General features: G+C 64.0%; 10 protein-coding genes. 5 read left to right on the top strand and 5 right to left on the bottom strand.

Annotated features, from left to right (window positions below; translation table 11 throughout):
- Nucleotides 1–206 precede the first annotated feature (206 nt).
- The 5 genes from Spa11_RS00775 to Spa11_RS00755 form a co-directional block, all read right to left on the bottom strand.
- A complete protein-coding gene (locus Spa11_RS00775; RefSeq protein WP_145105474.1) occupies nucleotides 207–1,949 on the bottom strand; it encodes a hypothetical protein in 1,743 nt (580 codons plus the stop codon).
- Nucleotides 1,950–1,986: 37 nt separating this feature from the next.
- Entirely contained in the window at nucleotides 1,987–2,415 is a 429-nt protein-coding gene (locus Spa11_RS00770) for a carboxypeptidase-like regulatory domain-containing protein (protein ID WP_145105471.1), read from the bottom strand.
- A 28-nt stretch (nucleotides 2,416–2,443) separates the two neighbouring features.
- Nucleotides 2,444–3,403, bottom strand: a complete 960-nt coding sequence (locus Spa11_RS00765; RefSeq protein WP_145116866.1) for a DUF1559 family PulG-like putative transporter — start codon at nucleotides 3,401–3,403, stop codon at nucleotides 2,444–2,446.
- Nucleotides 3,404–3,508: 105 nt separating this feature from the next.
- Complete coding sequence (locus Spa11_RS00760) at nucleotides 3,509–4,786, bottom strand: tagaturonate epimerase family protein (RefSeq protein ID WP_197529641.1); 1,278 nt, start codon at nucleotides 4,784–4,786, stop codon at nucleotides 3,509–3,511.
- 5 nt (nucleotides 4,787–4,791) lie between these two features.
- Entirely contained in the window at nucleotides 4,792–6,189 is a 1,398-nt protein-coding gene (locus tag Spa11_RS00755) for a hypothetical protein (RefSeq protein ID WP_197529640.1), read from the bottom strand.
- Nucleotides 6,190–6,680: 491 nt separating this feature from the next.
- Between Spa11_RS00755 and Spa11_RS00750 the strand changes: the two genes are divergently transcribed.
- The 5 genes from Spa11_RS00750 to Spa11_RS00730 all read left to right on the top strand — a co-directional run bounded on the left by Spa11_RS00750 (nucleotide 6,681) and on the right by Spa11_RS00730 (nucleotide 15,646).
- Nucleotides 6,681–7,598 carry a hypothetical protein gene (locus Spa11_RS00750; protein WP_145105465.1) on the top strand — a complete coding sequence of 306 codons (918 nt, stop codon included), beginning with the start codon at nucleotides 6,681–6,683 and terminating at the stop codon, nucleotides 7,596–7,598.
- Nucleotides 7,599–7,779: 181 nt separating this feature from the next.
- The gene (locus tag Spa11_RS00745) at nucleotides 7,780–10,176 is read left to right on the top strand and encodes a hypothetical protein (protein WP_145105462.1); all 2,397 of its coding nucleotides are present in this window, start codon (nucleotides 7,780–7,782) and stop codon (nucleotides 10,174–10,176) included.
- 69 nt (nucleotides 10,177–10,245) lie between these two features.
- Nucleotides 10,246–11,781, top strand: coding sequence for a pectate lyase family protein (locus Spa11_RS00740; RefSeq protein WP_231933094.1), 1,536 nt, complete (start codon nucleotides 10,246–10,248; stop codon nucleotides 11,779–11,781).
- A 57-nt stretch (nucleotides 11,782–11,838) separates the two neighbouring features.
- On the top strand, nucleotides 11,839–13,329 hold the full coding sequence (locus Spa11_RS00735; protein ID WP_145105456.1) for a right-handed parallel beta-helix repeat-containing protein: 1,491 nt from the start codon (nucleotides 11,839–11,841) through the stop codon (nucleotides 13,327–13,329).
- Between the two features lie 133 nt (nucleotides 13,330–13,462).
- The gene (locus tag Spa11_RS00730) at nucleotides 13,463–15,646 is read left to right on the top strand and encodes a DNRLRE domain-containing protein (RefSeq protein ID WP_145105453.1); all 2,184 of its coding nucleotides are present in this window, start codon (nucleotides 13,463–13,465) and stop codon (nucleotides 15,644–15,646) included.
- The last annotated feature ends 274 nt before the right edge of the window (nucleotides 15,647–15,920 follow it).

Raw genomic sequence — 15,920 nt, 5'->3', positions numbered from 1 at the left:
TCGATCTCCACGGTGAACGACTAGGTCTCACACAAAGTCGCGAAGACGCAAAGAAGATGAAGCCAAGAGCCTTTGCGTCTTCGCGCCTTTGCGTGAGTCATCAACCTTAACCTTACGAACCAAGACGAAACAAAAACCGGCGGCAGCCCCCACCCCGAGGGCTGCCGCCGGACTGCCTACCAGAAGAGGTCGGCAGTGTGCGTCGGCTAACGCCGCCGCGCGGCCAGTCCTAACCCAACCAAGGCGAGCATCGCGGCCGTGGGCTCGGGGATGGCTAGAGCGGCGCTTCCGAAGTGCGTGTCAAAAACCGCCAGATCGAGGCTGTCGACGAGGTCGTCGGCGTTGAGGTCGAACAGATTTTGTGCCGTCGCAATCGCGATCTCAGGAGGAGACGCGATCGCATTCAAGAGCGCTGTCCGATCTTCGGGGCCCAAGACGCCATTCCCGCTCAAGTCGCCGGGCGTGCCCGTGACTAGCAGATCACTAAGCGTCACCGCGTCCACCACCACACCATCATCTGCAGAGTCGAAGTAGTTGATCGTCCACTCGTACGCGGCGCCGGCGTAGTCGGCACGCACTTTTGTGCCTTCCCATAATCCCGCGTGCGGGAGCATCGACGTGCCAGCCGTGTTAAGGCCAGCCCGGTCAGGGTCAAAGAACCGTCCCATTTCGATCTCGCCCGATTCCACGCCGGGGTCGTTGTCGAGGTCAACTTGCGATGAGATGCGATCAGCCTGGAACAGCACGATCTCGTCACCTGACCCGACACTGCCTGAACCCGCAGTGGTCGGCTCCGAGAGCTTGATCCGCAGAAAGGCGTAACCGATCTCACGATTCCCTTCGAGGTCCTCGGTGCGACCGAGACGGAGTTCGTCGTTCACGACAACCGGCGAGGCGCCGCCAGCGTCGAGAACAAACTCTGTGACAAACTTGCCGAGCTTCATGTTCGTGACGCCATTCGGGTTGTCGGTTGTGACATCGTTGTCGTGGTCCCAGAGGCCGAGTCGGCTTTCGTTCCAGTAATCCTCAACGTTAGCCTGGACCCCCGACCCGCGTACACGGAAGATCGCGCCCGGCGTGGTTCGTGAGCCGCCATTGTCACGATCTCCCAGGCGAATCGCACCGTGAAGATTCAAAACCGCGTCGCCACAGATCTCGTATAATGCGCCGGCGGAGTTAGGTTTGTCGCGAGAGAAATCGATCGTTGCGTTATTAGCCGGAACCTCGGGCACGTACTGGAGCGTACCATGCGTATGTTTCAGGATCGCCCAAGGGGCCGTCTCGGTGGTTCCGCCGGCGAGAGTGCTTAGCGGGTTGATATTCTCTCGGCCGAGTCGCATGGCCCGGGTCCCGTTCGTCGTGCCGGTCGGTTCACCGCTTGAGTTGCGCTCGATGGCAGTCAAAGTAACGCTATTGTTGATGACGAACGTTGTCTTCGCGTTGAAGTCATTGGCGCCAGACTCTCCGCCATAAGCAAACGTGCCCATTTGCTCGGTCCCGTTCTCGCCGCTCCGCTCATCGGTGAGAACGATCGTGATGTCTTCCGCATTGTTATCGACAAACCAGATACTGTCGCGGCCTGGAGGGGTCGATTCGAGACCCGCTGACGGTATGGGGTTAAAGTCACTAACGTCCCAGTTCGCGGGGTCCTCAAATGCGAACGTTGCCCCCGATCCACCCGTCGCCCCGTAGTTCGTGCTCCACAACGTGTAATGGGCAGCGCCAATGGGGGTTCCGAGGCCGTTGTCGTTGGGCAACGCGGCCCCACTTCCGTCGTTATCTCGGTAGACCGTGTAATCCGCGGCGTTCACGGCGCCATCGCTATTGAAGTCGCCGAGGGCGGCCGGCGCTGGCTCTCCGACGAAGTTGACCGCCGCGATGACGCTCGAGGGACAGAGAAGCGCCGCTGACGCGGTGAAGGCGATGGAAACGAGACGAGAATAGAACATTGCAGAGACTCCGCGGTTGCAACAAGGAGAGATTGTGTCAACTCTTTCCTGACGTACTTGGCAGTTCGAGTTCCATGTCGTAGTTCATCGAAGAACTCGATGTCGTCACCTCGCACTCCAACCCCGACGTGCTGGGGCTCTCATACACGGGATGGATGGTGCGTGCCTTGGGGTTATCCCAGCCGCCTCGTTTCTCGCTCACTGCCACTTGGTACTTGCCGGGCGGCACGCCGTCTCCTCTTTCCACTCCTCCAACTTCGTAGTTGCCGTCATCATCGGTGATCCCGTCGGCGGACGCCCCCGTCTCGGAAGATCGAAAGAGGACTTTTGCCCCCGACACCGGTGTGCCATCGACGCGAGTCACCCGTCCGCCAACCTTGATCCGGACAGGGCCACCGCAACCAGCAGCGACCACCGCCACGATCGTGGCTAGCCAGACGATGCTTCGGACGTTCAACAATTGCATGATGGGGTTTGCGGAGCTAATCCGGGGGTCAGAAGGGATTGGAGATCACCGGCGCGCAGGAACCATTTGCCGGCTGATCCTCTTGATAGAGATCGTCACCGGCACGTGTCACCATGCGATCGACGACCGCGGGATCAATATCCAGCCTCACCGGACGCACTTGGCCGTCCGCCATTCCCATCAAGACGACGCCGGGATGCGGGCCTCCAAATCCTCCCTCGTCGGGGCTCTTTGAGAACGGGGCGAGCTCACCCGATCGGAGACCGGGTTCGACATCCCCGCCGAACGCATGCTTCGACTCGGCCTCGTCCTTGCTTCCGTGCCCTACCATGAAGGTCTTAGAGGTGCCGTCGGTGATCTTCGAGAGTGAAGTCCTCGACCAATAGCGTTCGATCGTCCTAGGGAAATTCCCATTGGTGCGATCGAAATCTCCCGGCACGATCGCCCCGTCGGCGCGCTTCGCATTCTCGGTCGAGCTGGAGGTCAGTGAGACACAAGTCGATATCGCCGACGGACTGTAGTCCGTGATCACGCCTTCGTATGTGGTTTCAGAGTGGGCGTGCGTGTCGCCTGGCGCCACCGCCGCAAAAGGCGACTCGTGAAACTGCGAGGGGCAGACGATGTTCGGCAGCTCATGCAAACGTACCTGTTCAGGCAAGTCGTAAAAGCACCCTTGCTTGAAGTCCCAACGATCAAAGTGCGCCTGCTCCTCAATCTGCGGCAAGATGAGCCAAAGCCAGGTTGCTTGACCGTCGTTGATTCTCGATGGGGGCAACTCCTTCCGTACATCGTGATGGTTGTGGATCGCCAGCGAGAGCTGCTTGATCTGATTGATGCACTGCGAACGCCGCGCCGCTTCGCGGGCGGCTTGCACCGCCGGCAAGAGTAGCGCTACAAGGATGCCGATAATGGCGATCACCACCAGCAGCTCCACGAGGGTGAAACCACTGGTGCGACTAGCGCGCGACGAATAGGCCGTAAGCCGCATGGTAATGCGTCTCCTGTGTCGCCTGAATTGTTGAAGAGTAGCAGCGAGAAAAGATTCCGCGATCGCGCCGCGCGTCCCAGCGCTGCGCGCAGCTTCGGCTAAGCCTCAACCCTCGCGGAGCGGGTCGAGGTGCCGCACGAAGTGGTCCCGCAGGACCTCGTCGTACGCCGATTGGTTGCCCGCCAACACGCCCTTGACGGCCGGGCCAAGTTCGGGGTCGGTCATCACCGAACCAAACGTGCAATGCAGGACTTGTCGCCCCGGCGCCGTGAAGCCCTTCCCCGCGGGGACGTCTTCCCAGCGCTCCAGGTACAGCCGTTCGAGTTCGATCGCGTCGGCGACCTCGCTTTGTGGCGGCGCGTCAGCGAGCGTCGCGGAGACGTGGTAGGTCGCCTTGTCGCGGTCGTAGCAGCCGCGCGAGAAGTCGACGATCCGCCGGAACAGGGCGTCGTCGCTCCGCGCCACGACACGCAGGGCTTCGAGGTAACTGGTGCCGGCCGTCTTCACATGGAAGCGGCCCTTCGTCGCCCGCGACAGCAGGCGGTACATCGAGATTTTGTCCGACCCCGAGTGCAACGACAGCTTGTAGGGGCCCAACTCTTGGGCGATCTCGGCGTGGAAGCCAAGCGAATGTTCGAGCGACGCCAGATCGCCCTTGTAATCGACGCCCTTCTCGAAGTCCCCCTCGAAGCGCGGGGCGAGGCTGACGATCGCTACGCCCGCTTGCCGTAATTGATCGGCGATCAGGTAGTGCTCGGCCGGCGTCGTCGGCTGGTCGGTCTCATCGACCGAGAGCTCGAGCTCGAACGGCTTGCCTTGGCGGGCGGCCTCTTCGGCGACGAAGCGGCCTAGCTCGATCGTCGCCTGGATCGCCTTGCCGTACTTCACGGCGGCGCGCCGCAGCGTCGGCTCGTTGAACTCGATGGAGCCCGAGGCAAACTTCACCGTCTTGCCGCGGTACGTGTCGAGCCACGGCGCCGAGTCCTTGCAGGCCTCGAACTTCGTGGCCAGTTCGCTCGCCGAGTAGCTGTCGGCCTGCTGATCCACCGAACCCGACGGGTCGAGCGTGAAGAACACGAAGCCCGCCGACATCGTAACGCGCACGTCGTCGGGCGTCTTCAGGTGGTCCGCGTCGGCGGACCAGATGTCCGAGAAGCCCTCGGCCTCCAGCGCATCGACCGCGGCCTTCATCACCTCCGGCGCGGTGCGGTGCGTGCGGGTCATCTCCCGGATCGACTGCTGCGCAAAGATGCCGCGGATGGCGCCGCCCGCTTCACGCAGCGCCGCCAAGTGGCCGGGCGTCGCGCAGCCGATGCGGTCGCCGAAGCCGAAGCTCGGCTCGATGCCTAGGGGAGTGGGCGCCTGAACTTTAGTTGCAGCCATCGTCGTCATGTTGCGGGCGCCTCGACAAAGGAGGCAAAGTTCTTCTCGAAGAGCAGCGCCACGTCGCGACGCACTTCACTCTCGGTGGCGCGCCAACCAGCGGCGGCCGCGTCATTGTATTTGTCCACCAGCACATCGGCGATCAACTCGCGGCTATGGCGCCACTTGTAAATCAGTTGCTCAAGCACGCGCGCGTCGGAGTGCTGCGGCACGAAGCTGAGGCCGAGCAGCTCGACCCGCATGCGGGTGATCTCTTCGACCAGCGACGGGTTGTTGAGGAACCACCAGCAGCCGAACACCAAGAGGTTGCCGAACTTGCGGGCCGCGACCGCCAGGGCGTGCTGGTTCTCTCGGGCGAGCATCGTGCACAGGAAGCGGTTCTGCGGGAAGTCGTTCGCTAGGCGGGTGACGCTGAACACGTCCGCCGGGCCGACCATGTCGCCCGCGTCGCCCAGCGCCGGGTTCACCTGCAGCTGCGAGCCGATCATCATCGCAAAGGGCAGGTCGCGCTCGGCGAGCACCGGTAGCACGATGTCGGCGAGCACGCGGCTGCTGTAAGAGCCGTCATCGGGCGAGTCGTATCGGAACGAGGGCGGCAAGCTGACGGCGCAGTAGATCGCTTTGACGCGGTCGATCCAGTCGTTGAGGAACCGGCGGGCGTTGGCGATGCTGGCGTCATCGAGTGTCTCGCTCGCCGCGTAGCCCCAGCGGGTGAGCTTCGCCGCCGCCGCGGGCCAGTCACGCACCAGCGGGTCGAACCGCAGCACGCCCTCGAAACGCGAGTCGGCGCCGACATTAGGATTCTCGAGCCAACGCAACCGTTCGTTGTCGTCGAACACCGCGTTGGTCATCGTGATCCGGTTGACGCCGCCGAGCTCCATGACGCGGTCGATGTGATCGTCCGGGTTTTGAGCGGCGAACCAGCGGCGGTAACGGCCCAGGTCGCGCTCGTCGGGGTCGAGGCCCAGCGCCTGGAGTGTCGTCAGCACGCCGCGGCAGGCCTCGCTGATCGGGCTGCGTTCGAGGAACAGGTGGCGCCAGATGTGGTCGGCCTGCGCCTCCTTCGACATCCGCCAGAAGTCTTGATAGGGCAGCACGCGACTGGGGACGACGCGGAAGACCTCGGCCACGAGGTAGTGGTAGGTCAGCAGCTCATCGACGCCCCACAACAGCAGCCCCTTCGGGTCCGTGGGCGCCCCGGCGCCGGCGTTGGGGGTGCCGAACGCCACCGGGTAGAGGTGTGTGTGCAGGTCCCAGACGGGCGTCGTGCGGACCGCGTCACGGACGATCGTCTCCAGCGCTGTCGCGTGCGCCGCCGAGCCGTTCGCTCCGTTGGACGAGCCCGCGCCGTTAGCGCCGTGAGGCCCGCCGGTGCGAGGATGCTTTTGACCGAGACTGTCCATTGCCGCGCAAAGTCCGCCAATAAATTTAGGAATCTACCGCCTGGTTGCCGAGTGCCGAGTCTTCACCCAGGTCTCGGCGCCGTGCGACTCGACACTCCCATCACACCGGGCGTCGCGTTACAGCCGCTAGCATGAGCCAGCGGCAAACTGAGTGACGAGAGGGCCGAGCGGTTTTCAACGACCAGCCGTCATTCACCCTATCCACGCTTGGCGAAAGGGTCATCCGCACTGGTTGCAATTGTCGGGAGCAATAACGCACCACAAGCGAGTTGTCCTGAATAAGTGCGGTTTTTCACCCCCGCTCTGCAAGCAGGCGAATTGTGGGTCCCGGAGGCCGGGATTACGGTGAGGGTGGCGATGAAGTTCGCCCACGGCTTTTCCCTAGCGGCGTCCGCGCCGCCACTCGTCTCGCTGGCCGCTGAGGTGGCCCTGGTCTCGCGTCCTTCTTTTGACTCGCATCCTTTTCTTGCGGTAGACCCCCGGAGTTGCTCATGAACAAGACACTCGCTCTCGTCCCTAGCCGGATCGGCTGGGCCCTTATGCTGGGCCTCGCTGTGACGACAACGGGCCCCGCCGCCTCGGCGGCGATTCTCCTCAACGACTCGTTCGCCGACGGCAGCCGTGGCGAAACCAATCTCCCCAATGAGTCGGCCGTCTGGCTCTCGCACGTCGCCGACGCGGCCGTCAGCCCGGGTTCGCTCGCCTTCACCCAGGACGGCGGCAGCAAAAAGCTGTGGACACATTTCGCCGCCGATGGCTCGGAAGTGGACCTCGCCGTCGGCGACAAGCTCGTTGCGACGGTCGATTTCACCCCCCGTGGCGGGCTGTACGCCAACACGTCGCGGAGCTTCCGCTTCGGTTTGTTCAACGATCCGACCGACGGGCAGTTGATGAGCGACACCAATAGCGACAACGGCGGCGGACTCTGGACCGACTCGAACGGCTACGCCGTGCTGATCGCCCTCAATTCGGACGGCGCCGGCGGCACGGGCGCGCAGGTCGGGAAGCGAACCGGCACGGGGAGCCTCCTCGGTTCGACCGGCGTCTACACGACCAGCAGCGGCGGCTCGCCGATCGTCAACGCGCTCGACACGCAGTACACACTCAGCCTCGAGCTGGAGCGCGCTGCCGCGGACGTGATGAACGTCTCGTTCTCGATCGCCGATGCCGGCGGCGTTATCTCGTCGCACTCGACGACCGACGATCCTAACGGCGCGGCGACGCTTGGCGCCGGCCCGATCGCTACGACGTTCGAGCAGCTCTTCTTCCGCTTCTCGAACAACACGACGACCGCCGACGTGATCGACATCAATCGCATCCAGATCGAGCACATCGCCGCGATCCCCGAGCCGGCAACGGCAGCGATCGCCCTGCTCGGCGCCGCCGCTCTACTGCGTCGTCGTAGCTGAACGCAACGGGGTGCTGTGACAAATTCTAGGGGCCGGCCGGCGCGTCTCGGCCGGCCCCTTCTCGATAAAGGCCCTTCGATCGAGGCGAGCCGGAAGCCGCAGCGCCCGGAGCGGCGCCACGGTCGAGCGCCGTCTTCACTCCCACGACTGGCGTCGGGGACTCCCGGACTATCCATAAATCATGCGAAATCGCCCGCTCATCGCTCTCGCTTTGTGCGTCGCAATAACCGCGACCACTGCGGCCCAGTTGCCGTTCTTCCCGGGCGCCGAGGGTTTCGGCGGCTCGTTCTTGGGAACGGCGCCCGCCGGCGGTTGGTTCTCCAACGCCACGGTCTATCGCGTCACGAACCTGAATGATGACGGCCCGGGCTCGCTCCGCGGCGCGTTCCAAGAGAACACCGCCAACCGCATTATCCTCTTCGATGTCGCTGGCACGATAAACCTCACCTCCGACAGCCTCGACATTAAGAACATCCAGAACTACTACATCGCTGGCCAAACGGCGCCCGGTGAGGTCACTATCACCGGCGAGACAGTCCAGATCACGCACAGCAACAACCGTGACAACACCAACATCGTCCTGCGGTACCTGACGTTCCGCAAAGGAACCGGCGACGGCTCCGACGCGATCACCTTCGCCGGCGGCAGCTCGGCCACGCCTACCAACGTTGGCTCGAACATGATCCTCGACCATGTCACCGCCACTTGGGCCGAGGACGAAAACCTCTCGATCGCCAATAACAACACTAACATTACCGTCCAGCATTCGATCATCGCCGACGCTACCGGCGGCACGCACTCGTACGGCACGCTCGCCCGCCCGCGGAGCGACGCCTCGGTCTCGATCCACCACAACCTGTACGCCAACAATCGCAGCCGACAGCCACGGCTGGGGAGTTACAACGGCACGCTGCTCACCGCCGACGTGCGGAACAATGTGATGTACAACTGGAGCGACCGCGCGACGTATGCCGGCGGCAGCAGTGAGGACGACGAAGAGTATGTCGACGTCAATTACGTCGGCAACTATCTCGTAGCGGGCCCCTGGACTACCGCCAACGCCAACCGTGCGTTTGTCATCGACAAAAACACCAACGTCGAAGCCTATCAATCGGGTAACTTCATCGACTCGGATCGGCAGGCGAATCCGTCCGGCGAGCCCAACGGGGCGGACACGGGCTGGAACATGTTTCAGCTGCTGACGACTTCGCCGCAGTCGACCTTCACCCAGCGTGCGACTCCGTTCGACATGGCGCCGGTGACGACCCAATCGGCGCTCGACGCGTACCACTCGGTGATTGCCCACGCCGGCAACTCGGCCTGGGGACGCGATACGATCGACCAGCGGATCGTCGGCAATGCGGTCAACATGACGGCGCCGTCCAACGGCCCGAGCCCCGCCGCGCCGATCGCGTCGGAACTGGCCTTGGTCAACAACGCCGCCGCGACTTACCACCCGGCCGGCTACGACACCGATGGCGACGGCATGCCCGACGCCTGGGAGGTCGCCCACGGGCTCAACCCCAACTCGAACCTCGACTGGAAGCTCGACTTCGACGGCGACGGCTACGTCAACCTCATCGAGTTCATCAACGAACGCGGCGAGTTCCCCGCTACTGCTCCGATCGAGTTCACCGGCGACGCCGGCGCTCGTTACGCGCGGATCGAGAATTGGCGCACCAACGACGGCGTCACCGCCGGAAGCCTCTGGCAGCCTTCGCGGCACGACCTCGCCACGATCCGCAGCGGCAGCGTGATCGTTGACGCCGTGGGCCAGCACGCCGGCTTGCTCCGACTCGGCGACCAAGCCGGCGACAACGCCTCGCTCAGCATCACCAGCGGCTGGCTCCAAACGGCCGAGGGCGTCGTCATCGGCGGCCACGATTCGGCCACGGCGAGCCTTTCGATCAGCGGCGGTCTCCTGGTCGCGCCAGCCCTTGCCAAGAGCGCCCTTGGCTCCATGAGCTTCACCGGCGGCGAACTCCGGACCGAGAGCGTCACCTTCGACCTCGCTGTCGATGGCGGCAAACTCTCGCCCGGCGTAGCGATCGGCAATCTAGCGATCGGCGGCGATTTGGCGATCAACTCTGGCGCCCTTGAGATCGAGCTATCCGCGTTGGCGCACGACACCGTCACCGCCACTGGCGTCGCCACGCTCAGCGGCTCCCTTGAGGTTGTCCTGCAAGACGGCTTCACCCCCTCATCGGGCATCTGGGAAATCATCACCGCCGACGCCATCGTCGGCGACTTCGCATCCGTCACGGCGGGCTACACCACGTTCGTGATGGGCGACTCGCTCTGGTTGTCGATTGGCCTCGCTGGCGATTTCAACGACGACGGCGCTGTTGATGCCGCCGACTACACCGTCTGGCGCGACGGCTTCGGCCAGCAGTACACCGCTGCCGACTACGACATCTGGGCCGCCAACTACGGCCGCACGCTCTCGTCATCGCTCGCGGTCCCTGAGCCGACGACCGTAGCCGCCGCACTACTCACCATCGCACTGTCCTCCGCCGTTCGTCGGCGAGCCGGAAGCGTAGGCGCCCGGAGTCGCGCCACGCTTGGTACGTCGGCTTGAGTCCCTCGTCACATCACTCCGGGCGCTGACGCTTCCGGCTCGCCACCTTCCTTGGAGCTTAGCGGCGTGATGCCATTTGCAAGTCGGTTCTTAGCTCTCTTCGCGATCGCAGCCACCACGGCGCTGGCTGCCGCAAACCCGCCGGCGTTCCCCGGCGCCGTAGGGCAGGGCGCCGCCGCCACCGGCGGGCGTGGCGGCGACGTGTACCAGGTCACTACCCTCGAAGACTATTCGGTCCGTAAAGACCCGCCAAAGATCGAAGGGAGCCTCCGCCACGCCCTACGTTCGGCTACCGGCCCGCGGACCATCGTCTTCGACGTGGCTGGCGTCATCCACCTCAAGCAGCCGCTGCTCATCAACAAGGACAACATCACCATCGCCGGCCAGACTTCACCCGGCGGGATCACGCTGTTCGGCTATCCCTTCGAAGTAGACGGCGCGAAGGATGTCGTGGTCCGCCACCTCCGCGTCCGCTGCGGCGACCTCAACGCCCGTGGCCGCCCGAGCGACGACCCTCAGGGCGCCGGTGACCTTGAAGCTTCTAGCGCCAACGCGGTGCAGATCGGTGACGGGGCCGAGCGCGTCATCTTCGACCACGTCTCGACTTCGTGGGGCATGGACGAGACGCTCTCGATCACCTGGGCCCGCGATGTCACGGTGCAGAACTCGATCGTCACCGAAGCGCTCGATCGCTCGTTCCACGCCAAGGGCAATCACGGCTACGGCAGCCTGATCCGCGGGACGGTCACGCCCGAAGACCAGCAGGCCAACCGCGGCGGCTACACGCTCTACGGCAACCTCTGGGCGCACAACCGCGCGCGGAACCCTTCGATCGGGGGCGCCCAGTCACGGCTTAGCCCCGACGAAGAGCATCGCCGCAAGCGCACCGACGTGAACGTCGTCAATTGTGTCGTCTACGACTGGGGCGATCAGGCGACTCACCGCAGCAACCTGGGTGCGGTGCGGATCAATCTTCTCGGCAACTACTACGTCGTCGGCCCCGTGAAAAAGGCCAAGTACTTTTTTCGCGGCGGCGGCGGCCCCAATTCGCCGACAGCGGTCTTCCAACGCGGCAACTACTTCGACCGAAACCAAAACGTCCGCCACGACGGCGAACTCGTTGAGAGCCTTGAGCAAGTCGCGGCCTGTTTCAATGACCTCGACGAAGACGACACCGTTATCAGCGATGGCGAGCCCCTCGGCTTCGTTGCAACCATCCCAACCGAAGCGATACTCGACGGCCAGACGGCCTACGAGCGGGTCCTGGCGTCGGTTGGCGCCTCGCTATGGCGCGACGCGGTCGATGAGCGGATCGTGCAGACGCTCGAGGACCGCAGCGGCCACGTCATCGACACCCAAGAAGACTACCGCCGCGAAGACGGCGTTTTGCCCGGCATCGACGACATCCCAGAGAAGCGTCGCCCCGCCGACTTCGACCGCGACGCCGACGGCATGGCCGACGCGTTCGAGCAGGCCAACGGCCTCGACCCCAGCGACCCCGACGACCGCAACGGCAAACAGCTTGCCGAGCAGCGCGGCCTCGACGGGCTGACCAACCTCGAGGTCTACCTCGACGCGATCACCCGCGAAAACGACGCCTATTGAGCCGTCGGCGCTAGCCGCGGGCAGCGCCCCGGAAGACGGAAAAACAAGAGAGAAGGCATGAGACGCTACCTACTGATGCTGACGGCATTCACTTCGCTGTCCGCATCCACTTCCCACGCTGCGGATTACTTCATCGCCCCCACCGGCAACAACGCCGGCAACGGGTCCATCGGCGCGCCGTGGGCGACCTTCGACTTTGCGATCGATCGCCTCGACCCCGGCGACACGCTCCACGTCCGCGGCGGGACTTACTCGCTCAATAGCCGCATCCAGATCCGCAGCAACGAGGGCGGAACCGAGTCGGCCCCGATCCGCATCTGGGCGTATGAGAGCGAGTCCCCGGTCCTCGATTTCTCAACGATGTCCAACTCACAGTGGGGACAATCCGGTGGGCGGGGCATCCAAGTCGATGAGGGCGCCGATTGGCTCCACCTCCGCGGCCTCACCATCGAGAACGCCCGCGACAATGGCGTCTGGAGCGGCGCTAATCACGGCGTCTATGAGCGGATCGTCACCCGCTGGAACGGAGACTCCGGCATGCAGCTCAGCGGGACCGCCTCTTACAACTTGATCGAGAACGCCGACTCGTACGAAAACTACGACCCCAGCTCCAACGGCGAGAACGCCGACGGCTTCGCCATCAAGTTCAGCGAACTCGGCCCCGGCAACATCGTCCGCGGCGCCCGTGCGTGGGGCAATTCGGACGACGGCTGGGACATGTGGCAAAGCATCCAGGGCGCCGTGCTAGTCGAGGACTCCTGGGCGTTCGACAACGGCAAGATCCTGCCGCGCTTCTACGACGTCGAGGCCCTCGAAGCGAATGACATGAATCCGTCCAACTTCAATGGTGACGGCAACGGCTACAAACTCGGCCAGGACTCCGGGCCCCACACTCTCAACCGCGTCCTCGCCTGGGACAACCGGGTCCGCGGCATCGACGTCAACGGCAACGGCTTCGGTGTCTTCGTCAACCATTCGACCGTGTTCGACTCGGGACGCAATTGGAACTTCGATGAGACCGCATCAGAGACCATCAACCAGCACCTCCTCACCAACAACGTCTCCGTTCTAGGGAGTCAGTCCGATACGTTCCTGTCGGGCGTCACGAGTTCGTTCAATACCTGGAACGGCGTCCCCGCAAACGCGGCCGACTTCTTGTCGCTCGACGACGCCATCGCCCGCGGCCCGCGCCAAGCCGACGGCAGCCTCCCCGTGAGCGACTTCCTGCGTCTCTCACCCGACAGCAACCTGATCGACGCCGGCAAGAATATTGGCATGCCGTTCTCGGGTTTAGCGCCGGACCTCGGCGCGTTCGAGTCGGGCATCCTCGGCGATTACAACTCCGACGGCGTCGTCAACGCGGCCGACTACACCGTGTGGCGTGACAACATCGGCGGCGGGTTCCTGCCCGGCGATTACGGCGTCTGGGCAACGCATTACGGCGAAGGCGCACCGAGTGGCGTGTCGGTTCCGGAGCCGACCAGTGCGTCGATCCTTCTAACCGTCTTATTGCTAGCTCACCATCGACTCCGACACTCTCGAATTTAGACCGGAAGAACAGGATCGACAGGATAATGCTTGGGGGGCGATAGGCCTCGCATCCATCCCGCCAATCCTACCGTTCCTGTCTAACAAAACTTTGTGCTTACTCCGCGCTCTCCGTGGCTCCGTGGTTAAACGAATGCGTCTAAAGACTCTGCTGGCTAGCCTGCTCCTCCTCTCGACGGCAAACGTTGCCTATTCACAACTGCTCGCCTTCCCCGGCGCCGAGGGCGTCGCGCGGCATGTCACCGGCGGGCGCGGCGGTGATGTCTATAAGGTCACTAATCTCAACGACTCCGGTGTCGGGTCGCTGCGTCACGGTTTGCAGAACGCGCCGACGGCGGGGCGGACCATCGTGTTCGACGTCGCCGGCACGATCCACCTTAGCTCCGACCTCAGCATCACCCGCGACAACATCACCATCGCCGGGCAGACGGCGCCCGCCGGCGGGATCACACTCGCCGGGCGTCAGCTGCGGGTCAACAACACCGAGAACGTGATCGTCCAGTTCCTCCGCGTCCGCCCCGGGCACAGCGACGGCGCTGGCGACCCCGACGCGATCTGGGTCTCCGGCTCCAACGGCGTGATGCTCGATCACATCACCGCCAGCTGGGGCGTCGATGAGACCATTTCCACGACGCACAACTCCAACAACGTCACCGTGCAGTGGTCGACGCTCTCGCAAGCGCTCTACGAGGGCGGCCACAGCAAGGGGGACGGCCACAGCTACGGCTCGCTCATCAACGGCGGCGCTTACTCGTACCACCACAACCTCTACGCCCATAACAAGAGCCGCAACCCCCGCGCTCAAGCGAGCGGCAACTACCTGCGGCTCGACTTTGTCAACAATGTGATGTTCAATCCGCAGGACCGCTTCGGGTACAACGACTCCGACGACCCCTACGACGTCAACCTCGTCGGCAACTACGCGATCAAGGGACCCAAGTCGAACTCGAACAACTATCTCTTCGATTCGAAGGACGCCGACTCGCACTACCACGTCGCCGGCAACTTCACCGACATCGACAAGGACGGCCTGCTCGACGGCGCCGCGGTCGATGGCGACGGCGTCTTCCGCCCCGGCGGCGCCTACACGCTGTTCCCCTCGCGGCTCAGCGCCGCGCAACTCCCCGTCGTCGCGACGCACTCCGCCAGCGAAGCGTACCTGCACGTCCTCAGCCGGGCCGGCGCCATCAACTATCGCGACCCCGTCGACCGCCAGCTGATCCGCTCGGTGATGAATCAGCTGGAGTACTCGATCAACACCGAGGACGACATCGGCGGCCTGCCCACGCTTCCCACCGGGACCGCTCCGTCAGATTCAAATGGCGATGGCGTCCCCGACAGCTTCGCAGCGAGCCTCGGATTCGCGCCGACGACCAACCTCGCCGCCACCTACACTCCGTCAGGTTATAGCTATCTCGAAGAGTACCTGCACTCACTGACGCCCTTCGCCTACGCGCCGACCAACACGGAGACCATCGCCATCTCTACCGCCGACGGCCGCGGCGCCGACGCGACCGTCAGCGAAGCCGGCGGCGGGACAGGCGATGGCCTTGGACCCACGCTCAGCGCCAGCTGGGCGGGCGCCTCTGGCGCGACCAACGACGTGACCGTCTTGAAGTTCGACCTCTCGGCCATCGAAGCGGGCAGCGTCGCCGCCGCCTCGCTCGAACTCACCGCCGCCGCTTCGGCCGGAAGGTCGCAGCGTTTCCGGCTCTACGGCCTCGAGCACGACGCCGCCGACTGGGACTGGGACGAAGCGACCATCGACTTCGATTCGGCGCCGGGTTTGATCGACGACGGCAACCCCGGCACGCTCGGTATCGATCCGGCCTACAACGCGTCGAACCCCACCGACATCCCCGGCGTCTTGTCGCTCGGCGAGTTGAACGCCGGCCCTTTCGAGGAGGGACAAACCGTCACGTTCGACAACCCCAACCTCGGCGTCTTCGTCAACCTGGCGGCGTTCTTCGAGGGCGCTGCACAAGAAGGCGTGGTGACGCTCTTGCTCGAGTCGACAACCAGCAATGGCGCTGCCTTCTACTCGAAAGAGGGCTCGGCCGAATTCGCGCCGCGGCTGGTGCTTGAAGCAACCGCCTCCCCGGGCCTGCCGGGCGACTTCAACAGCGACGGCGTCGTCAACGCGGCCGATTACACCGTGTGGCGTGACAACACGAGCGGCGAGTACACGCCGGCGGATTACCCAGTGTGGGCGAGCAACTACGGCCGCAGCGTCTCGACGGTGACGACGGTCCCCGAGCCTTGCTCTCTGATGCTAGTAGCAACACTACTTGTGGGAGGCGTCTCCAGACGCCGATGACGCGCACCATCACGTTTCGGCTATAGCGTACTTTATTTTGCCGTAGCGTCTCGCGCAGAGACGCGGAGACGCCGAGGGTCGGCAGCGAAGACTCACGCCAAGCCGCCAAGCTGCAAAGACAAAGTTGTTGAGAAATGAGCGTAGCCGCAAACGATCGCGCAGCAACGCGTTCTTTGCGGCTTAGCGCCTTTGCGTGAGTCTTGGAAAGCATCCAACTCTGCGCCTCTGCGTCTCTGCGCGAGACTTCCCCACGTTGCTCCGTGGATCAGAGCGA

Origin of the sequence: Botrimarina mediterranea (genome assembly GCF_007753265.1) — a bacterium.
Lineage (GTDB): Bacteria > Planctomycetota > Planctomycetia > Pirellulales > Lacipirellulaceae > Botrimarina > Botrimarina mediterranea.
This window is presented reverse-complemented; position numbering and strand designations above follow the sequence as displayed.